The following is a 24,578-nucleotide window of genomic DNA, read 5'->3' as shown; positions in this document are numbered from 1 at the left end:
CACCTTTTTAAAGAGTTCTTCAGGGCTGTTTTTATCTAAAAATATAAATAGCCTATGCAGTTCATTGTTCAGATCTGGTTCGTTTGTTTCTAGAAATCCTGAGATTTGTATTAAATAAAATTAATGAACTATTTTATAACAAACCAATTAGAATAGGTAAACTTATTAAACTCATAACTGTTGTAATAACAACACAATCTGCAGTTAATTTAAAATCTAAATCATAATTAATTGCCAAAACTAAAGTAAGCATTCCTGATGGCATTCCTGCTTCTATAATAGCTATTGTGTGTTCAATCCCAGTTAACCCTAAAATAGTAACTATTATTAAAGCTATTAAGGGACCAATTAATAATTTAATGACTGTTGCAAAGGTAGCGACTTTTAAACTCCTTTTAATATTTTTAAATTGGAGAGAAAGTCCTAATGAAATCATTATTAGGGGAATTGAAGCAGCAGCTAGATAATCAATGACTTTAAGTGGTAAATCCCCAATTGAAAGCTGAATTAAATTAAAAAAGATTCCGAATGTTACTGCCCATAAAACTGGAAAACTTAAAACTTTTTTTATAGCAGTTTTAAAACTACCACCAAAATTAAACATCAAAATAACACTTAAGGATAGAAATACTATAAGTGATGAAATATCATAAAAAATAGCTCTAATCAGACCAATATCTCCAAATATTCCAAGAGTTAGGGGAAATCCTAAAAAAGCAGTATTACCCAATATTATAGGGACCATTATACTCCATTTCTCTTTTTTAGGATATCTTTTAAATGTGAGAATGGAATAGGCTATTATACCAGAAAAAGAAGATACAATGAGACCAACAAGAGGCATGATAGCTAATTTTCCGATAGAAGACAAATCAGCAGTGTAAAGAGCTGAAAATATCAAACAAGGCATGGTTACATTAATAACGATTTTATTTAAGGTGTTAACATCAGATATATTTAATAGATCAATTCGTTTGAGAAAATAACCTAGGAATATCATTACTAAAATTGCAATTATTGTAATCTCAAAGCTAGCCATTATTTCATTTTATATATTTTCTAATTTATAAAAATTTTTCATTTTTACGAGATAGAAAAAATTAAAAAAATCTTTGATTTCTTCTAATTTATCATATCACTATCCAGTGCGAATATCAATATCACCAAATATCACTAAAAAAGATTAGTTTCAATAATAAAATCAAACTATTAAAAACAAAAAAATAAGAAATAAAAAAATAAAAAATAATGTAAAAAAGGGTAAAAAAAGTAGTTAATCAACAATACCTTCAGTGACGATCTTAAATACACATTCTCCTTCTGGAAGATGAGGACTGTCAACTAATCTCGCTATTCTCTTACCAGCTAAACCTTTTTTAAGCCAAATTCTGTAAGTTGACGCATGCCCAAGAACGTGACCCCCAATTGCTTTAGTTGGACTTCCAAAGAAAGCATCAGGTCTCGCTTGAACCTGGTTAGTTACAAAAACAGCTACATTATATGTATTAGCTATATTTTGAAGAGCATGTAAGTGCTGATTCAATTTTTGTTGTCTTGTAGCTAATGACTCCCTTCCAACGTATTCTGCTCTAAAATGAGCCATTAATGAATCTACAATGACTAATCTTATGTTTGTACCATTTTGAATTAATTCGTTAACTTTATCAGCCATTAACATTTGATGAGAAGAATTAAAAGCTCTAGCTATGTGTATTTTTTGTAAAGTTTCTTCAGGGTCCATTTCAAATCCTGCAGCTATTTGTTCCACTCTTTCTGGTCTGAAAGTATTTTCTGTATCTATGAATACACATTCTCCATCGATTCCACCATTTTCTTCTGGAAGTTGAACTGTAACAGCCAATTCATGTGAAATTTGGCTTTTACCAGACCCAAATTCGCCAAAAACTTCAGTAATAGATTGAGTTTCAATTCCCCCACCTATTAATTCATTAAAAGCTTCACTACCCACATTAATCCGGCCAACATCTCTTCTTCTTTCCATCACATCATATGCCGTTTCAAAATCAATTTTTTCTGATTTACGAGCTGCTTCAATGACTTTTTCAGCCACTCCCTCACCAATCTCAGCTTTAACAGATAATTCTTTAGCTGTAGCAGTAGCTAATCGCATCATATCTGCAAAACCTGCATCTCTCAACTTTTGTGCTGTTTTTTCCCCAACACTAGGTAAATCTTCAAGTTCCACCATTATAATCATTCCTAAATTTTTTATTAAATTTTAATTTTTGCTTTCTTATTATTAAATTATAAATATTATAAAGATTTAGAAAGAATCTTCTTAGGATTCAGCCTTATTTCTTCATTGTATTCATCGAAGCTAACATCAGCTATTATTTTCAAAGTTATACCATTTAAATCTTCAACTTTGCCTTCTAATGCTCCTTCATCAGCACTATCTTCTATAATTTTAGCCACTTCATCAGTTGTCATTCCAATTAATTCTTCAGCTAATTTAGCAAAGAAAGTTATTGAAATTTCTTCAGTATCATCTTCAATCCTTGCAGGAATCATTAACAAATATTTAGGCTTTTCAACATCTTCTCCACAGTAATCACATATATATTCATCCTCAGTTTGCTCCAATCTATTATTACAACTAGGACATCGTGCAGATAATATTTTATTTCCAAATGGATCCTTTAAAACTCCTTCGATTTTGACATTCTTATCATCATCTTCAAGTTCACCAATATTTTTAGCTTTATATATAATGTCTTCCAATTCATCAAAAGATGGCAAATCCTTTAAATCATTCTCTTGTGCTGAAAGAATTTTAGTGTTGTTACCAACACTTAATTCAATCTGATCATTTCTGAAAGATACTCTAGGATTTTCTATTTTAATTGCATCTCCTACTTCATACATAAGTTCTGCTTTGTCATCCCAAAGTGAAACCCTTATAGCACCAGTTTCATCACCTATTTCCATGTTTCTTACTACTCCAGGAGTTCCATCCTGTCGTTGGAATTCATTAGGTTCTTGAAGATCTATAATTCTAGCTATCAATCTTATATTTCTATCATCTTCTTCTAAATCATCTATTTTCTTTTTAACATATATCATTTCTTCGAGTTCAGAAAATGAAGGTAAATCTCCAACAGCATCTTCATCTAATTGAATTACTCTAGCTGTTTTCCCTATGTTAAGTTCCACACTATAAAGACCCATTCTAGTTCTAGCATTTTCAATTTGGAATGGTGATCCGATTTCTAGATTAGTTTTAGCTTTATCATCCCAAAAAGATAGTCTAATCATTCCAGTTTCATCAGCTAAATCTCCTGATCTAACAATACCCATAGTTCCATCATCTCTTTGGAACTCCCTAGGATCGTATATGGTTATTATTCTACCAAGTAAATCTACTTCCTCACCATCATCTTCCATTTCTTGTACTTGTTCTATTTTAATCGGACCTAATTGATTCTTATATTCTTTTAAAAGTTCTATCAATGCAGGATCTTCATCCTCAGGATTAGTTAATATTTGAGTGTTCCAATTTGTGTTAACTCTGTAACCACTAGAAGCATATTCATCAAATTCTATATTTCCTCCTGTAATTTTGACAATATCTCCCTTATTAATTTCAAGATTAGTATCATCACCCCAAAGAGTTACTCTAATGGAACCTGTATCATCAGCTATTTCAACTGATTTTACAGATCCTGATTTACCATCTGCTCTTTCAAAGGAGATAGTATCTTGAATTTTAGTTACAATTCCCATTAAAGAAACATCTTTAATTTCATGAGCTTCACCAATTTTAAGGATTTTCTCTTCAAAATCAGGAACCTCAAAGTCCCCTTTAATTATTCTTCCTTCCCAATGAGATAAAGAAATCTCACCATTTCTTTCTCTTGCAGAAGCAGATAGTATTTTTAGTGAATCTCCTTCTTTTAAATCTAAAGTCTTAATTAGATCTGTATCTTTATTCCACAAGGTGTAACTAATTTTTCCAGTTTCATCTTGAAGTTCAAGAGAAGTTACTTGACCTTCTTTACCATTACGTTCAAAAGTCCTTATTGAAGGGATTCTAATAAGCCTTCCAATAATATTTACTTCAGTATCAGGAGTAATATCATTTATAGCAGTTATAGGTTCACTATATTGTGGTAAATCTGGATAATCTTGGGAAGAAAGAGTTTCAATGGTTGAACGAGGTTGAAGATGAATTTCTTTACTTCTGTAACCATCTTTAACTTCAACTTTATTTACTTGAATAACATCCCCCTCATTTATATTTTTTAGGAGTTTGATGTTTTCAGTCCATAATACAACTCGAATTTCTCCAGTATCATCAGCTAATTTTATATTACATAGTTTTCCAGCTTTTCCTTTCCTAGTTTTGAAATTTCTAGGGTTAGAAATGCCCATTACCCTACCAATAACATTTAAATTTTGAGCTCCAGTTTCAAGTTTAGCTATTTTATCCATTGCATGCTCTTCACTGTCAGACAAAGAATCATTTTTTTCATCAATATAAGTTCCCACAACCATTCTAGCTATGTCTAAATCATTCATGAAACTTACATCTTCATAATCCTTTTGCATTAATTTCATTTTCTCTAAAAATTCTTCTTTAGATATTTTATCTTTTATTTTATTATATTCTTCAATAATTTCGTTATCCATACCAAACCCTCAATTCGTTAATATTATTTAGTTTCGATAGTATATTAATGCTTTTTCAAAGAGCATTTGAAAAATAATCAAAACAAATGAAATAGAAATAAACTATGTTAAAGACATAATAACATAAAATAAACTACAATAAACTATATTATGAATTCAATGAATTATTACTAAACTCATAAGTCATATAATAAATTTCTACTAAGTTTTTCTATTAAAGTTGTTTTGAATTATCTTGAATCGTATTAAAAATGTCTTGAATGTGATAAATTTAATATTTATTATAGTAAATCAGTTATTAAATCTTTAAAATGGTTTTAATACTTGTTAAAACTATCTTAAAACTATCATTTTTTCTATTAGGATGTAACATCTAATAATCTTTATATTCCTATTAATCTATATTTTTATACTAATTTCTAAATCCTAATCATTATCTATATTTTAAATCTAAATTCTAAACTTTTTAATAATAAAATAAATTATTTAATCAATAATAACTTATTTTTTCATACATTATTCATTTGTTACTATTAAATATCTCTATATTTATTTAATATAGTATAAATTATAGTATAATTTAATCCTGAATTAAATATTATTAAATTAAAATAATTATGAAATTAGCTATTTAATTAATTAGAAATTAATTAAATTAATTAAATTGACCATGAATTGATTGCTAGATAGTATAATTTTGTGATTTATTATTTTTAATTAGATATTAAAAATCAGAAGACAATTATAATATAAATAGTAACTTTAATATATGTTAATTTATTTTAATTATAATTTAATTATATATTAGCAAATATTAGCAAATAAAATAAAGTCATAATAATAAATATTGATTTTGTATTACATAATTTTAATTAGTAATAACTTATATATAAATATTATTATTATGATTGTTATTATTTTAATAATATGAAAATTGAATTGTAAAAAATTAGAATGGGTATGTACAAATTACATAAGAAGTTAAAAAATTACATAAGAATGAATTTATTAAATAATGAATTTATTAGATAATTAATTGATTAAAGAACTTAAAAGAGATTGTTCATCAATAAGCATTATTATTACCTTTTAACAATGTTTTCCACATGATCAAAAGATCTAATCCAAAATACCAATTCTCTACATAATCAATATCATACTCAATCCTTTTATATATTGAGGTATTTCCCCTCCATCCATGTATTTGTGCCCATCCGGTAAGTCCTGGCCTAATTTGATGTTTAATCATGTATTTTGGGATTTCTTCCTTAAATTTATCAACAAAATAGGGTCTTTCAGGTCTTGGACCCACCACACTCATCTCTCCTTTTAAAACATTAAAAAATTGAGGTAGTTCATCTATATTAGTTTTTCGTATGAATTCACCAATTTTTGTCTTTCTTGGATCATTTTCAGTTGTCCATTTAGAAATTTCATCTGCTTTATCCTGTAATTTCATACTACGAAATTTATACATCATAAAAGGCTTTTTACGATAGCCTATTCGTTCTTGTTTAAAAATAATAGGCCCAGGTGAAGTTAATTTAATAGCTATTGCTGTAAATAACATTATAGGAGAGGTTAATATTATAGCTATTAAAGAAATTACAATATCTGAAACTTTTTTTAAGAACTTATTAAAAGCATCATCAAGAGGGATATATCGAATATTTATAATTGGTAAATCATCTATCATATCTACAGAAGGTTTCGCCGGGAAATATTTATAGTAATCAGGTATTATTTCGGCTCTTACACCTTGATTCTCACAGATGTCCACTAAATCATTTAATTTATCATAATCCTTTAAAGAAATAGCTATTATGACCCTATCGTATTTATTACCTGAAATTTGATTTTCTAACTCAGAAATGGATCCAATGACCTCAATTCCATTGATTTTTTCTCCAATGTTCTTATTTTTTCCTAAAAATCCAGAAATAGAATACCCTAAATATTTTTTAGTTAATATTTTCTCTGAGAAATTGATAGCTAAGTCTCCATCCCCAACTATTAAAATATGTTTCAGATTAAGGTCATTACTACGAATATGTTTTAAAACTTTTCTAAAGGAAGTTCTTTCAATTATAGCAAATGTTGTACTGAAAACAGCTAAAAGAAATAATAATTTTCTAGAATAATCTGCCTGATCAACAATGAAGAGAACTGCTAGTAATATGATAAGCATGCAGAAATTTGTCTTAATAATCTGAGTAACTTCTCTTATTATGTGTGATTGATCACGAAACGGTCTATAAAGACCAAAAAAATAATAAAAAATTAAATATGATGGAACTATTATTAAAATTGATAATAAATAGGTTTCAAAACTTAAACCATCACCTGATGGTCCCAAAACAGTAGTTTGAAATCTTATAACCCAAGCAAAGATAAATGCTAAAGCAACAACTAAAGCATCAGTTGATATCAATGTAGCATTTAAAAGTCTTTGATTCTCTTTAATCATATCTTCACCCAATTATAATTATTGCTTCTTAAAAATATTTAAAAATAGTTTTACTAAAAAAAGAACCCCTATTCCTAAATACACTGCTATTCTGGTTATTATAGAATATTCATTTTTATAATGTTTATTATAAAAAAGATACATTGCCCTATAAAATTCATATAGTAATTTCGATTTTTGTTTTTTACTACTTGCTCCTTTATAATGAATTATTTCTGATTTTCCATAATATATAACTTTCCATCCAACTTCTTTTATTCTATAACAATAATCTATATCTTCACCATACATAAAATAATCTTCATCAAGAAGACCTATCTGATCCATAGTTTCTTTTCTAATAAGCATGAATGCTCCAACTAAGCTATCTACTTCATAAATTCCATCATCATCCAAATTAGTTAAGTTATAATTATTTGATCTTGAGTTTTTATTTAAATTAAAAAGATCGAATAGCTTATAAAAAGAATTTTTAGGGTTTGGAAAACTACGTTTACAAGCTTTATCTAATGTTCCATCTGGAAGAAGTATTTTACAACCTAATGCACCCACGTTATCATGATTTTCAATATAATCAACACAATTTGCTAATGTATCATTTTTAACTATAGTATCAGAATTTAAAAGAAGAATAAAAGTCCCTTTAGCTGATTTAATAGCTGAATTATTTGCAAATGCAAACCCTAAATTTTCAGGGCTAACTATAATTTTAATTTTAGAATCAGTTATTTCTTTAGAAAAAAAATTTCTGAATTTTTCCAAGCTTCCATCATTTGAATTATTATCTACTAAAATAATTTCTGTATTATTCATAGAAACAGTTTCTAAAACTGAAATAATTGTATTTTTAGTCAATTTATAGGTTTTATAATTGACAATTATAACTGATAATTTCATGTTCTCACTTAGATTATTAGAATTATTTTTAAATAATTTTTAAATATATTTCATGGATTCGGTTCATTTCTTAATAAGTTTAAAAGAATTAGCTATAAGTTTCCATTCTAATTTTAAATAATTTTTTAAATTGCTAGATCTAAATTTAATTTTATTTAATTTTTTTCTATCTTTTATACCCTCTTTTAAGCCTTCTAAGTAGATGTTTCCATACCCTTTCTTAGCAAAAAATAAATATTTAATAAAAAATCCAAACAATAGAAATCCAATGTTTAAAATTATTTGAAGAATAGGCATGTTTTTGTAAATAACGAACACATTATTACGGGCAGCTAATTTAATTTTGAATTCGTTATATTTACTTCCACTACTAGCACTACCATGATGATAAACAATAGCATTGGGAGAAAAAAGATTTTTATATCCAAATATCCTAGCTCTATATCCAATATCTACATCTTCCATATAAGCAAAAAAATTTTCATCAAAATAGCATATTTTATTTAAAATAGACATTTTATATAGTGTAGCACCTCCACATGCTGAAAATATCTCCCTTTCTTCAGTATAATGTTTTATTGATACTCCATCCCCTGATTTCTTTGTCCATCCAAATAATGTATATTCATCTCCAGCATCATCTATTAAATCAGGATTATCATATCTAAGCATTTTACTACCCACACTGAAAATATTTTCATCCTTTTCAATAGTTTTAAATAAGTTATCTAAAAAATCTGGTTTAACCTCAGTATCATTATTAAGCAAACAAATATAATCCGAATTGTTTTTATTAGCTATTTCAATTCCTTGATTAACAGCTTTAGCAAATCCTAAATTATTTTCATTAATAATTAGCATATGATTTGAAATATTGTTAGTGTCAGCATTCTCAAACTTATTTTTTAAGAAATCAACACTTCCATCTTTTGATCCATTGTCAATGATCAATATAGATAAATTAAAATTATGACTATTTATATTTTCTAAAGAATTTAAGCAATTAATCAATAAATTTAATCCATTAAAGTTAGGAATAACAATAAAAATCTTCACCATGACACCAATCTATATATTTCTACAATTCAAAAAGAATATTCTTAAATAAAATATCTTAATTATAATATCTTTTTATATAAAAATATCTTCTTAAATATAATATTCTTAAATAAAATATCTTAACTATAATATCTTTTTAAATAAAAATATCTTCTTAAATATAATATTCTTAAATATAATATTCTTAAATAAAATATCTTAACTATAATATCTTTTTAAATAAAAATATCTTCTTAAATATAATATTCTTAAATATAATATTCTTTAAAAAAATATCTTCTTAAATATAATATTATAATTCAATTTATATTAAGCTTTATATGAATAAAATTTGCTAGAAATAGAAAAAATAAAAACATCAGCTTTTTAATATTAATAAAATTCAAATTATTGTTTTCTATAAATATAATTTTATTAGAATATACTGTGAAATTGATTTATATTTTAAGATTAGTATTTATTAGCTTAAATTAGTATTTATTCACCTTGAATGTTTATTAGAATCTAAAACAAAATCAACAATTCTTTTTGAAGAATTATTATCTAAAAAATCATAATTCTCTTTAACAAATGTCTTAATTAAATCAAAATCAAAATCATTATTTTTAATAATTTCGACTAGTTCATTAGTATTTTTAGCTATTGGACCTGGAACTTTATTATAATCGAAATAAAACCCTCTTTCATTTTTCAAATAATGATATAAATCAAATGGATAAAAAATTATTGGTTTTAATAATATGGAAAATTCTATCATTAAAGAAGAATAATCCGTTATTAATATATCAGATATTAAAAGCAATTCTTTTTCGTCTGAATAATTAGTTAAATCGATTCCGCCTTCAATTGAAGGTGTTTTAATTTTTGGATGTGATTTAAAAATTAATGAAAATTCATCTCCTAAACAAGCATTAAATCTATTAAAATCAAAATTATTTAAAATATCCTTGTTTTTTTTCTCATGTTCTCTGAAAGTTGGAGCATATAAAATTATTTTTTTTCCTTTAATTTCCGGATATTTTTTCTCAAGATTTCCCCTAATGTGCTTTTTATTATTCTCATTATTGTACTTTTTATCAAAGTAATAATCAATTCTTGGAACTCCAAAGTTTAAAATTTTATCTTTACTTACTCCAAATGCTTCTTGATAAAATTCAGAAACATTTTTAGAACTTACAGATAAATATACATTATTATTTGATAGTTTTATTAAATCTTTAAGGTTTTTATCCTGAACAACAGATATTCCAAATTTTTTAAATGCTCCTGGAGCATGCCAAAGCTGAAAAATAATAACATCCTTTTTAAAATTCATATAAGCAAGAGGAAAGAAATTATCATTTAGAAATACATACTTTGATTTGGATAATTTATATGGTTTGATAAAAAAGAAATTTAATAGTGTAAAAATTTTTTTTATGATGCTTGATAGAGATTTTACTTGTCTAAATGAAAATTCTTCTTTGGATAAACAATGATATCTAAAGTTTCCTCTTTTACATAGTTCATCCTTAATAAATTTTGAATTTCCATTGAAAGAAGACTTCTTATCAAGAATAAAAAATACATCTTTTCTACTAAAAGAAAAGAATTTAAAGAAATTGAACATATAAGCAAATAATTTGTATTTAAAATTCATTTATAACACGATTAATATTCTTAATTTTGATTTTTTAATTAAATTCATTCTATTTCAAAGATAAGGGATAAATATTCTTAATTTTGATTTTTTAATTAAATTCATTCTATTTCAAAGATAAGGGATAAATATTCTTAATTTTGATTTTTTAATTAAATTCATTCTATTTCAAAGATAATGAATAGAAAAATGATAATTTAAAATAGACATCCATTAAAAATCCGTGAATATGATATATCATATAATAGGAAAACATGATTAATTAAATAAGATTATATAAATGATATTTAATAAAATATTCAGTAAATAATCACAGTATTTATAAAATAATGTTTAATTCATCTTTAATCAGCTATTAACAATTTCTTCATACTTTTCACAAACTTCTTCTACATTGCCTTTCATTATAAGTTCACCTTTTTCTAACAAGATAGCTTTATCACAAAGTTCTTTTACTTGACTTATTGAATGAGAAACAAATAAAACCGTAGTATCATTATTTTCAATTAAGTTCATCATTTTAGAAAATGATTTTTTCTTGAATTTAGCATCCCCTACAGATAAAACTTCATCTAAAATTAAAATATCTGGATTAACTACTGTAGAAATCGAAAATCCTAATCTTGCTTTCATTCCAGAAGAATAATTATCCACAGGAACATCTAAAAAGTCTTTCAGCCCAGAGAAGTTGACTATCTCTTTAAAGTGTTCTTCCATGTATTTTGTAGAGAACCCTAGCATGGCCCCTCTAAGAAAAATGTTTTCTCTTCCAGTATAACTTCCAGTAAAACCCCCACTTAATTCTAATAGAGGAACTATCTTACCTTTTGTTTTCACTGTTCCTTTACTTGGTTTTATGACCCCAGCTATAGCTTTCAGCAGTGTACTTTTTCCAGCCCCATTTAAACCTAGAATAGCTAGTCTATCTCCTTTTTCTACATCAAAAGAAACATCTTCAAGAGCCCAAAATTCTTGAAAAAGAAGTTCTCTATTTTTAACTTTTTTAAAATAGTTTTTTAAACTAATCTTTCCTTCTTTAGCAAGATTATATTTCATTGAAAGATTTTTAACTTCAACAACTTTTTCACCCAAAATATCACCTAAATATAAAGTATAAATTTGTCTTGGTATTTATATAATAGAATTACCCCTGCTATTAAAAAGACCATCGAAAATCCAAATACATATAAAATCTGAAACGATGTAGGTGGTATTCCATACATAAGAGAGTTTCTAACCATGTCAATTGCATTGAATACTGGATTAATATCAAACAAAAATCTGTATTTTTCAGGAACTGTAGTTACAGGATAAAATATTGCACTCCCCCACATAAGCAAGGTTGTAAAAACTCCCCATAAATGTTGAACATCCCTAACAAATATAACAACAGTAGCAAGAACTAATCCTACACCTAAAGTCAATAAGAAAATTAAGATGAATGGTATTATAACAAAAAATCCATTCCAAGTTAAATTAAGACCAGTGACAATTACTAAAAGAACTAAAACTGATAAAGAAACTAAAAACATGACATAATTTCCTATTACATTAGCTAAAGGGAAAATATACTTAGGAACATAAATTCTTTTAATAATTCCTGCACTTTTTAAGGATCTCATTGCAGTCTTAGTCCCATTGCTAAAAAAGTCAAACAATAACCTTCCACATAAAAGATAAACTGGATAATTTTCTATGCTTCTTTTGAAAAATGTTGAAAAAATTATTGTTAAAACTATTGTATAAAGTAAAGGACTTAAAAAAGTCCAAAAAAGGCCTAAAGAAGATCTTCTATAGGTTAATTTAATATTTTTCTTAATAAGTTCATATAAAAGATACTTATATTTTTTAAAATTTAAAAGAAACCTATTATTTGTTATAAATTCAAAACTCATTATATCTCCAGGAAATTTTCATTAATAAACAGTGTTAATTATAAGTTTATTTAATTTTATTCGATTTTCAATTAAATATTATTTTAATTATTTATATTCATTATTAGATATATAAATCATTAGATTATTAATTATTTGATATTTAAAAATATTAATTTTAATAGAATTTAAAATAATATTTAACAAAGATTTTTAAAAGAAGCTTTAAACTAAACTTTAAACTAAACTTTAAAATAAGTTTTAAAAATTATAATTAGTTATGCGAAGCATTAAATATTATAAACTATATGATGATAGCATATAGTCTTCATATATAATAGAATTAATATATTTATATATCGTTGTCAATAAGTTCATAGTTTTTAATAAGATTATAGTTTTGATGAACATTATAAATATGCTCAGATGCACATCAATCTATTTATCCCAAATTAAAATTGTTTTTCCGAAATTAGAATTAAAGTCTCTCTCAAAAGCTTCGTTAATATCAGTTAAATATCTTATTTTAAATACATTGCTGATTATGTTTTCAAGATAAGATAAGATAATTGGATGGTTTTTGAAAATACGCATAGTATTTATAAAATCTTCTTTACCACTCCTACTACTCCCAAAAACGGAAATACCTTTCTCTAATATCATCCTAGTATTAATTTGGATAGGATATTCAGATACTCCTAATATAGACACTGTTCCTTCAGGTTCTATATAATCAATTATTTGATTAATTGCTATTTGAGATTTTCTTCCACCTACACATTCAAACGCATGATCAACAGTTAATCCTGATGGTATTTCGTTTATTTTGAAAGTTTTATCAACAAAACTAAACATGTTTAATTTTTCATCATTTGTTCCAAAAACTATAACTTTAGAATCTGGAAAAAACACAGTTAACAAAAGAGAAGTTATGTAACCTAAATTACCATCACCCCACACCCCAATTATATTTTTTCTATTGTGAGAAATTTTAGAAAATTTTGTAATGGCATGAACGCTTACACTTACAAGTTCTGTGAATGATGCAACTTTCTTATTAATATTAAGGGGTAATTTAATTAATCTATCAGGAGATGAAATAATATAATCCTGCATAAAGCCATTAAAATCACTAGATCGGAACTTAGAAGATTTTAAATAGTTTTCAGATATTATATGGTCATATTCTGTGGGAGTATTTGGAATAATAACTACCATATCTCCAGAGGAGAAGGTTTCAGTATTATCTTTTATAACTTCTCCAATACATTCATGTATCAGAACTAATGGCAATTTTTTAGCCAATATTCCAGGATCCCTACTACCATTATAGTATCTTTGATCTGCTTGGCATATTGAAAGATGAGTAGGCCTAATAACAACATTATCTTCTAAAAAAACTTCCTCATATCCCTCTTCAAAGAGTTTAGGAGCCACTAAACGATATATTGTGTTAATCATTATTTTACAACCAGAACTTCACTGAAATATATTTAATATCCTTTTAAAATAGAATTTGCAACTTTTAAATCATGTGGATAAGTAATTTTAATATTTGTTACTTCTCCCTCAATGAGAAAAACTTTTTTATTGTTTATTGAAAAAATTTTACAAGCATCCGTTAACATATGTTTTTCTTTATCTGAAATTTTATTATAAAGCGTTTTAATCTTGTTTATTTTGAAAGACTGAGGAGTTTGACCTTGAAACATGTTTTTTCTATTGGGAATATTACTAATAAATTTATTATCCTTTGTTTCTACAATTGTGTCAGTTGCTGGAATTACAGTATCACAAGCATCATATTCAGCAGCATACTTTATATTTTCAGTTAATATTCTATGGGTTATAAATGGTCTAACAGAATCATGAGTTACTATTATGTCCTCATCAGTTAGTTTATAATTTGTTTCAATATATGAAATAGCATTCATGATAGTTTCATTACGAAGATTACCTCCTTCAATTACTTCAATTTTATCTGAGTTGTTAAGACTATCAGAATTAGTAATATATTTATTTATAAGATCTTCAGTATATTTTATCCAATTTTTTGGACATAGAACAATTATTTTTTCAAAACTATTATTAATATAAAATTTTTCTATTGTATGTATTATAATTGGCTTATCTCCAAGTAAAAGAAATTGTTTAGGTTTTTCAATGTTTCCCATTCTTGTTCCAGTGCCACCTGCTAAAATCGCCCCAAATATCATATTAATCTCCTAATTATTAACATATAATATTAATCCACTAATTATTAACTAATAATCATATTCATATAAATTAATCATAACTCAGTATCATATAGCCTAAGAATACTAATCTACTCTAAAAATTGATAATATCTAGAAATACCCTAAAAAGATATTTTAGAAAGATCCTATAATTTTTTATTTTAAATATATTTATATTATGATTTAAAAATATATAAAAAATTATTTATTTATTATTTATAATTATTTTATTATTAATAATATTTTTCTTTTTATTTTTATTAATTCTAAATTTAAAAAATAATTTTTTAAAATCATTTGATTTGTAATTAATCGGAATATTTATGTATAAAACATATTGAGCATTTGCTTTATTAATAGATACATTTTTAAAATCATTATTGCTCAAAATTTTAATATTAGACATATTTAAATAATTTATATCATTTTTAAATTTTAAATTTTCATTTAAAAGTACTTCAAATGAATTAAATTCTTGATTATAAATTGATTCTAATAAATTATTTATTTCTTTCTCAGTTATTTTCATATCATCAATGATTATTGAAATAGAAGGATTTTTAAGGTATTTATCAGTACTTAGTATGTAGTTTTTATTTATCTTTTGAAATTCACCAAGAGAATATAAATTTTTAATATCATTTTTAATATCGTGAGAAAATTTGAAATTAATCCTTTTTAAAAATTCTTTTCGAATTAGCTTATCAGAGATTAAACTATCTTCAATTATATTAGAATCTAAAATATATCTTTTAGAGAATTTATTGATTACATATTCATCTTTATTAGCTATTATATCTCCAAGTACAGACTTCATAGGAGATATGATAAAGTCATATCTTGTTTTGGATTTTTTATTAAAAACTCCTTTAAATAATTTAATACAATCCATAAATATATTAGGAAATTTTTTAATTAATTTTGTGTTGAAACCAATAGATTTTACTTCATTTATTTTCTCTTTAAACAAATTAATTGAATAATCAATGCCATTTATCTTATCAAACATTTCTTTAAATAAATTAGGAGAAAACAAGATATCTTGATCTATAAAAAATAAATACTCTCCTTTAGATCTATTAATGGCTTTATTTTTAAAATCAAAGTTAGATTTATATTCCATTGGATGAATATTTTTTTTATTTTGAATACTTTCATCTAATTCCTCAAATAAGTCATTTGAAACAATTAATTCAAACGCGGGGAAATGAGAGTTATATATGTTTGATATTATCCTTTTTAATAGTTTAAAATCTATCTTATTTCTTATATAATTAAGATTAGTAAATTTAGTATTTAAATTACTATCTTTATTAGAATAGTTTTCATTTTTCGAATAATTATCAAAATAAATATTATCTAAAACTATTGTAATTAATGGATTTTCTGCCATTTTAATAGGATCAACAACAAGGTCATCAATATCTATATCTCTATTAGAATTAACAATATTTTCCCATGTTTCTGGAATAATTTTCTTTTTAAACTCCAATATAATTTCTTTAACCTTTATTAGTGTTTTAACATCCGTTTTCCAAAATAATCTATAAGTCATGTCAATAAATAGAGTTTGGAGTTCTTTAAATCTTAGCAAATCGATGTATTCTAAATAATCTATTTCAAAATTTTTCAGATCATTGTTTTTGCCTTTATTTTCTAGAAATTGCCTATAATTATTAGAATATCTTTTAAAAGACTTTAAAATTATGTTATAAGATTCATAGTAAGCATTTACAGAATCTAAGTTTGATTCTTGTGAAAGAGACGATTTATCAGAAAATATTCTTTTTTTATAAATCAAAAAATCATAGGGACATCCCACAATTTTATCACATTTATATAAAAAAGAAAATAAAAATACTGCATCACTTGAATGTGTTAAAAGAGGCATTTTAAGTCCAATTTCCAATAATTTTTCTCTTTTAAACATTTTATTCAAAATTAACATAGTCCAAATTATTCTTTTATCATGTGGAACTATTTCATTTTCAAAAGGAAGGAATTTTGCACTTTTATAATAATGAAAATTATATTTAAAAAATCTATTATTGCTTAATTGTTTAAAATACTTTATCTTAAAGAGTTTATTTCTAAAATTAACTATTGATCTTAAAATATTTTTAAAATTTCTATTAGAAGGGTCATGATTTATTTTTGACCAAGTATCAATAGTAATTTGAGAACCAATTACTAAATCAGGAGAAACATTCCGATTTTCATGAAAACTTATGATTTCATTGAAATTATAAAAAGCATCTGGGACGAAATAATCTCCATCCGGATCTAAAAACCCAATATAGTCACCACTTACAACTTCAAGAGCACTATTTCGAGCATTGGCAACTCCTTGATTTTCTTGAACAATAACTTTAAAATTAGGATATTTTTCGCAATACTTATCAATTATATCTTGTGTTGAATCTGTAGAACCATCATTTACCAAAATTACTTCAAAATTCTGAAAAGTTTGATTAACTAAAGAATCTAAACTTTTTGAAATGTATTTTTCTACATTATATGCGGGAATAATTATTGAAAATCTATAAGTAATTTTAATTCCTCCACTAAATAACACATGATAAATCATTTAAAAACTTAATTATTTATTTATCTTCTATTAGACAATTATTTAAAAACTTAATTATTTATTTATCTTCTATTAGACAATTATTTAAAAACTTAATTATTTATTTATCTTCTATTAGACAATTATTTAATTAAATAATTATATATTTAATTTATATTAAATTAATTCTATAGTTGAATCTTAAAAATCATTAAGATAATCTTTTATAAAATAATATTTTAATATAAATCAGACATTAGAAAAACTTTAATAACATATTGCTTATAAAAGAATACTTAAATAAAATATTATGTAGTATATTAACTTAGTATTAGATTAGCTTAGTATTATTTATTGATTCCATTATATTAAATTTAATATATGATTAAATATTAGTGTAAAAATTATTAAGTGTAAAATTAATTTACTGTGAAAGTTTGGTGGATTTTATTAAATCAAGATATATCCGTAATATAACATTGTAAATATTATATTTAATCTTCCTGTTTTTAATAAAGACTTATTAAAAAGTTCAAATATAAAATAATAGCTATCTTTTTAGAACAGAAAAATTAACACCAATTATTTAAAGATATAGCATAAGATGAGGAAATTATATGCAATGTGTTAAAGAAGCAGTTATACTTGCAGCTGGTTTAGGATCAAGATTAGGACTTAATATGCCTAAATGCCTAGTTGAAATAGGAGGAAAGGCAATTATTGATTATAATCTTGAATTATTAGAAGATATTCCGAATATTTATGTTGTAGTTGGATATGAAAAAGATAAAGTAATAAAACATGTTAAAAAAGTTAGAAATGATGCGATTTTTATTGAAAATTCAAACTTTGCGAGTACATCAAATACCTATAGTCTTTATTTAGGACTAAAATATGTTAAAGAACCATATTTACTCCTATTTGGAGATGTTATATTTAATAAAAATGATTTCAAAACATTTATTAACAACTGTAATGATGAAACAGTTGTAGGGTTAACTTTAGCTAAATCAGAAGAAGCTGTTTTTGCTGATGTGGGAAAAGAGAGTTTGATGATTAAAAACTTTCAAAGACGACCTCCAACAGGTTATGAAATTGCTGGTATTTTCTACTTTAAAGATATAAAAATAACTAAAAATGATGGATATGTTTTTGAAGTATTAAATAAATATTTACCTTTGAAATACTTTTTACTTAAATCTTATGAAATTGACACCAAAAAAGATCTGAATTTTGCTGTTAAAAACTTAAATGAACTTGAACTATGAAAATCAGTTCGGAAGTAAATATATCTTTAGAAGAATATTTATCTTTACAATAGATTTAATAATAATGTATTGAAATTTTTAAATTAATTTAATTATCCTCCTATTTTAGGCATGTTAATTACCTATATAAATATTAATATTTTCAAAAATATAGTGTAATGTGAGATTTATTACTAAAATTATCAAATTAGATAATGTGTAACTTAAATTAAGGTATAATTTAAATTGTAGAAAAATTTACTTAAATTGTAGAAAAATTTGCATTATTCTCAAAAATAATTATTGTTTTTCCACCATCCGTTAAATTTTAAAATAAAGTTAAAGGGGTTACTCATGCCAAAAATATCTGTAATATTACCCATATATAATGTAGAAAGTTATTTAAAAGAAACATTGAATAGTATTATTAATCAAACTCTAGAAGAAATTGAAATAATTTGCATAAACGATGGATCCACTGACAATTCATTGAAAATCTTGGAAGAATATGCAAAAAAGGACAAAAGATTTATAATATTAAACCAAGAAAACAGCGGTGCAGGAGTTGCCAGAAATAAAGGATTAAAAATCTCAAAAGGGGAATATCTCTCATTTTTAGATGGTGATGATATCTTTGAACTCGATATGTTAGAAAAAGCATATGCAAAATCCAAAAAATTGTCTTTAGATTTGTTAAATTTCGGAGTTAATGATTTTAATGAGGATTTATCTGATTCAAAAAGAATTCCTCATGATATAAACAAAAAATATTTACCTAAAAAAGAAGTTTTCAATTATAAAGATTTCCCTAAGTATGTTTTTAACACATTTCAAAATTGGACTTGGAATAAACTATTTAAAAGAGAATTTATATTAAAAAATAACATTAAGTTTCAAGAAATTCATAGAACTAATGATCTTTTATTTACATCAAAAGCATTGATAAAGGCAAAAAGAATTTCTATACTTGATATTCCTCTAATAAATTATAGAAGAAATGTAAACAGTTGTCAAAGTACCAATCACCTTTATCCAAAAGATTTTTATTATGCTTTTTTAGAACTTAAAAATTTTTTAATAAGTGAAGACCTTTTTGACCTTTTAAAGCAAAGCTTTGTTAATTTTGCAGTAAGTGGTTGTTTGCATAATCTAACTTCATTAAAAACACGAGAATCATATAGAGAACTTTATGTATTCTTACATGAAAATGGATTAAAAGATCTCTCAATAACTGAAGCCCCTGCAAACTATTTTTATGAAAAAAGATATTTAAAAATCAAAGATGTTGAAAAGTACTCTTTAATAAAATCATCAAATCAACCTAAAGTTTCTATTGTAGTACCGATATATAATGTTGAAGATTATTTAAAAGTAGCTTTAGACAGCCTTGTAAATCAAACTTTAAGAGATATAGAAATTATCTGTGTAAATGATGGTTCCACAGATAAATCTTCAAAAATAATTGAAGAATACGCAACTAGGGATGAAAGAATAAAAATAGTATCTAAAACAAACTCTGGTTATGGACATAGTATGAATATAGGTATGGAGTTAGCTAAAGGGGAATATATAGGAATTTTAGAACCAGATGACTATGTTGCACTTAAAATGTATGAAACACTCTATGAAAAAGCAATGAAATATGATCTTGATTTTATAAAATCTGACTTTAGAAATTTCAGAGATGAAAAAGAAAATAGAATATTTAAATATTCGAATTTGGCAGAAACTGAATATTACAATTGTATTATAAATCCTCAAAAAGATTTTGAAGCATTTAAATTTGATAAACAAACATGGTCAGGTATATACAAAAGAAATTTTTTAACTAAACATGATATAAAACACAATGAAACACCAGGCGCATCTTTCCAAGATAATGGATTTTGGTTTCAGACTTTTTGTTTTGCAGAAAAAATAATGATATTAGATAAGGCATTTTATTTTTATAGAAAAGATAACCCAAATCAATCAACAACAAACAAGGAAAAAGTTTTTATAATATTTAAAGAGTGGAAATTCATAAAAAACAAATTAAACGAGTTATTATCTTCATCGAATGATTTAAAATCTGTTTATGAATATTGCAAATATAAATCTTATATTTTTCATTATAGAAGAGTTGGTAGTAAATTTAAAAAAGATTTTTTAAAGAGGTTTCATGAAGAATTTGTTTTAGCAGATAAAGAAGGAAATTTAAGTAAAAATTATTTTAGTCCTGCTAATTGGTATCTTTTAAATTTAATAATTAATAATCCTAGTGAATTTTATAAAGTATATTCTACTAATCAACCAAATTATAAAAAGATGTTAAAGAGTTTATCTTTTATTATTAAAAAGGAATGGAAACACCCTAAGAGAATTATAAATCTTTTAAAAGCTTATAAAAATATTAAAAAGCTAAATCTTTTTGATGGAGCTTATTATACTAAAAAATATCCCGAAGCTTATTCTTCTAAATACAATCCTATTGATTATTATATGTTTTATGGATATAAAAAAAATCATATCCCTAGCAAAAAATTTGATAGTCTTTATTATTTAAAAAGATATTCTGATGTGCGAAAAAATGGAGAAAATCCATTATTACATTATGTATTATATGGACAAAAAGAAGGAAGAATAAGTACTAAGAAAAAAGACTCTGATTATAAAATAAATGAAGTTAACAAAAAAATTAATACCCAAAATAAATTGTTCAGTATAATTTTTAGAGACTGTACAGTGGAAACAAATAATAGTCTTAAATTAATACAAAAGTTTTCTTTAGAATTTCTAAAATTTATTGACAAAATTTGTGAAAAATATGAAATCGATTATTGGTTGAATAAAAGTAATTTAATTGGAGCTATACATAATAAAGGATACTTCCCTTGGGATGATGGAATTGATATTGGAATGATGAGGAAGGATTATGATAAATTTATATCAATAATAGAAAAAGAAATTCAATCTAATGAATTAGAAGATATTATTAAACCTATCCGTAATTATGGCCAAGTATGTAGCTATGAGTGGGGGGAAATTACAACTTATCTCAAATTTAATTATCTTTTAAAGGATGGGATAGGATTTATTGACGTTTTACCCTATGATTACATAAAAAAAAATAAAGATGAAGAAGATATTGAAGGAATTAGAGATTTAGAAGTCGGAAAATATAGAAAATCTATTGAAAAAAATAATATCTATAATAACATAGCTAATGATTCAATCCATTTATCAAATAATGAAAAAAATATACTTAAAAAATCAATGAAAAATTTAAATTTGAAAGTTGAAAGATCAGATTATGTGATTCCTGGAGTGGATGCAGATGATGAATTCTGTATTATCCCAAAAAATAATATTTTTCCATTGTCTTCAATTGAATTTGAAAATTATAAATTCAAATGTCCATTTAATCCTCAAAAATTTTTAAATTCAGAATATGGAGAAAGTCTTAATGATTTATCAGAAATTGTTAAATTTCATTGCAAAGATGATGAATATTATAATTCATCGAATATTAATATTTTAATGTTAGAACAACATGTAAAAAAATTAAGAGATGTTAACAACAAAGATGAAAGATTTTAATTTATTATAAAGTGTTTACTGATATATTATACTAGCTACATAATATATTATCACAATATATTACTATTCTTGATTAAACTTTAACAATTTTTTAATTTTTAATAGTTTGCCCCTGTTAATTAATTTTCTAGATATATATTTTTTTATTTTCTTTTTTGATATTGCATTTTCATTTGTAGAAGGATTTTTTGGATTTTCGTTTTTATTATTACATAAATTTTCTTTTGATACTTTTTTTATGATTTCTATAGTTTTTTTATTGCTTAATGGATTATGTTTATTTCTTTGATTATTAGTGTAAAAAATAATTTCAACTTTATCTTTCAAAAAAGGCAATTCTAAGAATCCTTCTACAAATGGAATACATTGGTTTATTATATCTTGTTTGGACTCAGAATTAACATAATAAACAATAGATGGGACATATTTTTCTTTTTTAAACATTTCTAAAACACTTAACCTATACCCATATTTTTCATAAATAGTATCAATGTCTAAATCACCAAAACAAGCTTTAATCATTCTTTTATAAACATTTTTATGATAATAATTTTTCAATATTAATTGAGAATTGTTTACAAAAACTTTTGATTTTTTTATCAATGTAGCTAATATAATTGAAGTGAAACCTCCTCCAGAGCTTCCATAAAATAAAATATCATTATTAGATATATTATTGCCTTTTGCAAATAATTTGATGATTTTAGAAATAATTTCTAAATAATAATCCTCTTTGAAGCCAACACCCCAACCTAATTTAACTTCATTATTCAAATACAAAGTAGGATCATTATAAAATAAGACAGATTCTTCAAAATCTTTATTCCAAGACCATCGATTAAAAATTGGAGGGTATGTAGCTTTTGGTCCAGAATTTTTATATGCTCCGGATCCAAAACAAATTAAATTATTATTATAGCTAGAAAGTTTTATTAAAAATTCATATTTGACTCCATTTTCTATTATTTTCAGACCAAAAAGTTCATCTCTAGGAAAACTATATTTTTCTATTTCATCAAGTTCTAAACTAATAATCTTATCAACAAATCTATTCATATAAAACACTAATTTTATTAAGTAATTTAAAAAATATAAAGTTAATTAAATATTATAAATTTATAACTATAAATTGATAATTATACATTAACGATTACAAATTAGTAATATTTTAGTATACTATGTTTAAAATATTTTCTTAAATATGGCTAAAATATTAATATTAACCATTAGATTATGAAAAAGGTTAGATTTGATCATTTACTCGTCGTTTTAAAAAATATATTCCAAACATAGCTGGTTAATTTTCTAATAGAATCATTAAAAATGTCGGGAGACAAAATAATTAAAATAATCGTTGTAGATAGTATAATATAAGTTCCAGCGAGGAAAAAGTTATTAGATATTAAATGACCTACAGATGTCTTATTTATAAAAAAATTAGAAAAAGCTATTAAATAAAAGTGCAGTATATAAATAGCTAAAGAATTACGTCCAATTTTAGTCAAAAATGATTTTTTATCAGTCATAAATAAAGTGAGAAGAAGAGTTATTATAATTCCAGATGAAATAGCAAAAAGTCTTTTTAACATACCATATTTAAATCCTTGATGTAATTCAATATAAGATAATCTAAATGTAAATCTTCCAGGAAGAATATAGTTTCCAATAATGTCGATTATTATCAAAGAAGCTATTAAAATAAAAAATAACAGAACTTTGTTATTTTTAATAAAGTCTCTAAAACTTATTATTATTTTTTTAATGGTTACTCTTAAACTATCTAAATATTCTTCTGAGTTTTTATAATAGTGTCCAAGTAAAAATACTGGTGTAAATCCAAAAGTTCGGCCTAAAGATAATAAATTATTTGGAACATCTGGAATAGCAATCAACAAAGCCATGATCAGAGATATCCAGAATATATGTTTAATTTTAATAAGAATAGGTAAAAAGAGTTTAATTGAGAATAAGCTTACCAAAAACCATAGGCCAGAAACAGGGAATATGAAAGGCATTGGTGGGACATTACCTCTAAAAAAGTAATCGAAAATATACCAAAGCACACTAAATACAAAAAATGGAATAATTAATGATTTGAATGCCTTTATATCTGAATTATCATCAGTTTTAGAGAAATATCCTGCTACAAAAAAGAAAATTGGCATTACTATTATGTAAATGAGATTATAAATATTATCATAAAATGCAAAATCATTAAAACGGGGAAAAATATGACATAGTGTTAAGACAATTTATTTAAGTTAAGTTTATATGGTGGCATGTTCATATATATTATTATGAAATTTAATTTGAAAGAAGAAGATGAAGTATATGTTAATAATCTCTTAAAAGAATCAAAAGAG

At 24.3% G+C, this 24,578-nt stretch carries 16 protein-coding genes; 2 read left to right on the top strand and 14 right to left on the bottom strand.

All coding sequences use genetic code 11. The annotated features are described in order from the left end of the window. Nucleotides 1-133: 133 nt before the first annotated feature. The 12 genes from MBCUT_RS05060 to MBCUT_RS05005 form a co-directional block, all read right to left on the bottom strand. A complete protein-coding gene (locus MBCUT_RS05060; protein ID WP_067259603.1) occupies nt 134-1,039 on the bottom strand; it encodes an AEC family transporter in 906 nt (301 codons plus the stop codon). A gap of 234 nt (nt 1,040-1,273) precedes the next feature. After that, complete coding sequence (gene radA, locus MBCUT_RS05055; protein ID WP_067259602.1) at nt 1,274-2,209, bottom strand: DNA repair and recombination protein RadA; 936 nt, start codon at nt 2,207-2,209, stop codon at nt 1,274-1,276. Between the two features lie 65 nt (nt 2,210-2,274). Next, nucleotides 2,275-4,650 carry an OB-fold nucleic acid binding domain-containing protein gene (locus tag MBCUT_RS05050; protein WP_067259601.1) on the bottom strand — a complete coding sequence of 792 codons (2,376 nt, stop codon included), beginning with the start codon at nt 4,648-4,650 and terminating at the stop codon, nt 2,275-2,277. A gap of 1,066 nt (nt 4,651-5,716) precedes the next feature. Next, nucleotides 5,717-7,117 (bottom strand): undecaprenyl-phosphate glucose phosphotransferase, encoded by a 1,401-nt coding sequence (locus MBCUT_RS05045; RefSeq protein ID WP_067259600.1) that lies wholly within the window; start codon nt 7,115-7,117, stop codon nt 5,717-5,719. A gap of 18 nt (nt 7,118-7,135) precedes the next feature. Beyond that, nucleotides 7,136-8,014, bottom strand: coding sequence for a glycosyltransferase family 2 protein (locus tag MBCUT_RS05040; protein ID WP_067259599.1), 879 nt, complete (start codon nt 8,012-8,014; stop codon nt 7,136-7,138). Nucleotides 8,015-8,077: 63 nt separating this feature from the next. Beyond that, a complete protein-coding gene (locus tag MBCUT_RS05035) occupies nt 8,078-9,073 on the bottom strand; it encodes a glycosyltransferase family 2 protein (protein WP_067259598.1) in 996 nt (331 codons plus the stop codon). 481 nt (nt 9,074-9,554) lie between these two features. After that, the gene (locus MBCUT_RS05030; RefSeq protein ID WP_245634947.1) at nt 9,555-10,682 is read right to left on the bottom strand and encodes a CDP-glycerol glycerophosphotransferase family protein; all 1,128 of its coding nucleotides are present in this window, start codon (nt 10,680-10,682) and stop codon (nt 9,555-9,557) included. 378 nt (nt 10,683-11,060) lie between these two features. Next, the gene (locus tag MBCUT_RS05025) at nt 11,061-11,804 is read right to left on the bottom strand and encodes an ABC transporter ATP-binding protein (RefSeq protein ID WP_211263772.1); all 744 of its coding nucleotides are present in this window, start codon (nt 11,802-11,804) and stop codon (nt 11,061-11,063) included. 8 nt (nt 11,805-11,812) lie between these two features. Next, a complete protein-coding gene (locus MBCUT_RS05020) occupies nt 11,813-12,607 on the bottom strand; it encodes an ABC transporter permease (RefSeq protein ID WP_067259596.1) in 795 nt (264 codons plus the stop codon). Between the two features lie 417 nt (nt 12,608-13,024). Continuing rightward, on the bottom strand, nt 13,025-14,047 hold the full coding sequence (locus MBCUT_RS05015; protein WP_067259595.1) for a zinc-binding dehydrogenase: 1,023 nt from the start codon (nt 14,045-14,047) through the stop codon (nt 13,025-13,027). A gap of 32 nt (nt 14,048-14,079) precedes the next feature. Next, the gene (locus tag MBCUT_RS05010; protein ID WP_067259594.1) at nt 14,080-14,802 is read right to left on the bottom strand and encodes an IspD/TarI family cytidylyltransferase; all 723 of its coding nucleotides are present in this window, start codon (nt 14,800-14,802) and stop codon (nt 14,080-14,082) included. A 226-nt stretch (nt 14,803-15,028) separates the two neighbouring features. Then, nucleotides 15,029-17,410, bottom strand: a complete 2,382-nt coding sequence (locus tag MBCUT_RS05005; protein WP_067259593.1) for a glycosyltransferase — start codon at nt 17,408-17,410, stop codon at nt 15,029-15,031. 596 nt (nt 17,411-18,006) lie between these two features. On the opposite strand from MBCUT_RS05005, the gene MBCUT_RS05000 reads away from it, so the two are divergent. Further along, nucleotides 18,007-18,657 (top strand): NTP transferase domain-containing protein, encoded by a 651-nt coding sequence (locus MBCUT_RS05000; RefSeq protein WP_067259592.1) that lies wholly within the window; start codon nt 18,007-18,009, stop codon nt 18,655-18,657. A 333-nt stretch (nt 18,658-18,990) separates the two neighbouring features. Then, nucleotides 18,991-22,215, top strand: a complete 3,225-nt coding sequence (locus MBCUT_RS04995; protein WP_067259591.1) for a glycosyltransferase — start codon at nt 18,991-18,993, stop codon at nt 22,213-22,215. 63 nt (nt 22,216-22,278) lie between these two features. Here MBCUT_RS04995 and MBCUT_RS04990 read toward each other — a convergent pair whose 3' ends face one another. Both MBCUT_RS04990 and MBCUT_RS04985 read right to left on the bottom strand, forming a co-directional pair. Next, a complete protein-coding gene (locus MBCUT_RS04990) occupies nt 22,279-23,271 on the bottom strand; it encodes a hypothetical protein (RefSeq protein ID WP_067259590.1) in 993 nt (330 codons plus the stop codon). Between the two features lie 197 nt (nt 23,272-23,468). Beyond that, on the bottom strand, nt 23,469-24,446 hold the full coding sequence (locus MBCUT_RS04985; RefSeq protein WP_281177942.1) for an acyltransferase family protein: 978 nt from the start codon (nt 24,444-24,446) through the stop codon (nt 23,469-23,471). Between the last annotated feature and the right edge of the window lie 132 nt (nt 24,447-24,578).

The sequence above is a fragment of the Methanobrevibacter cuticularis genome (genome assembly GCF_001639285.1).
Lineage (GTDB): Archaea > Methanobacteriota > Methanobacteria > Methanobacteriales > Methanobacteriaceae > Methanobaculum > Methanobaculum cuticulare.
Note: the sequence above shows the minus strand (reverse complement) of the source record. Positions and strands in the feature narration are given on the sequence as shown.

Bases quoted from the DNA above. Each gene is read 5' to 3' on its own strand.
- MBCUT_RS05000 (WP_067259592.1), top strand. From the start codon at position 18,007: ATGCAATGTGTTAAAGAAGCAGTTATACTTGCAGCTGGTTTAGGATCA.
- MBCUT_RS05050 (WP_067259601.1), bottom strand. From the start codon at position 4,650: ATGGATAACGAAATTATTGAAGAATATAATAAAATAAAAGATAAAATA.
- MBCUT_RS05045 (WP_067259600.1), bottom strand. From the start codon at position 7,117: ATGATTAAAGAGAATCAAAGACTTTTAAATGCTACATTGATATCAACT.
- MBCUT_RS05040 (WP_067259599.1), bottom strand. From the start codon at position 8,014: ATGAAATTATCAGTTATAATTGTCAATTATAAAACCTATAAATTGACT.
- MBCUT_RS05015 (WP_067259595.1), bottom strand. From the start codon at position 14,047: ATGATTAACACAATATATCGTTTAGTGGCTCCTAAACTCTTTGAAGAG.
- MBCUT_RS05020 (WP_067259596.1), bottom strand. From the start codon at position 12,607: ATGAGTTTTGAATTTATAACAAATAATAGGTTTCTTTTAAATTTTAAA.
- MBCUT_RS05010 (WP_067259594.1), bottom strand. From the start codon at position 14,802: ATGATATTTGGGGCGATTTTAGCAGGTGGCACTGGAACAAGAATGGGA.
- radA (WP_067259602.1), bottom strand. From the start codon at position 2,209: ATGGTGGAACTTGAAGATTTACCTAGTGTTGGGGAAAAAACAGCACAA.
- MBCUT_RS04995 (WP_067259591.1), top strand. From the start codon at position 18,991: ATGCCAAAAATATCTGTAATATTACCCATATATAATGTAGAAAGTTAT.
- MBCUT_RS04990 (WP_067259590.1), bottom strand. From the start codon at position 23,271: ATGAATAGATTTGTTGATAAGATTATTAGTTTAGAACTTGATGAAATA.
- MBCUT_RS05035 (WP_067259598.1), bottom strand. From the start codon at position 9,073: ATGGTGAAGATTTTTATTGTTATTCCTAACTTTAATGGATTAAATTTA.
- MBCUT_RS05060 (WP_067259603.1), bottom strand. From the start codon at position 1,039: ATGGCTAGCTTTGAGATTACAATAATTGCAATTTTAGTAATGATATTC.
- MBCUT_RS05005 (WP_067259593.1), bottom strand. From the start codon at position 17,410: ATGATTTATCATGTGTTATTTAGTGGAGGAATTAAAATTACTTATAGA.
- MBCUT_RS05030 (WP_245634947.1), bottom strand. From the start codon at position 10,682: ATGTTCAATTTCTTTAAATTCTTTTCTTTTAGTAGAAAAGATGTATTT.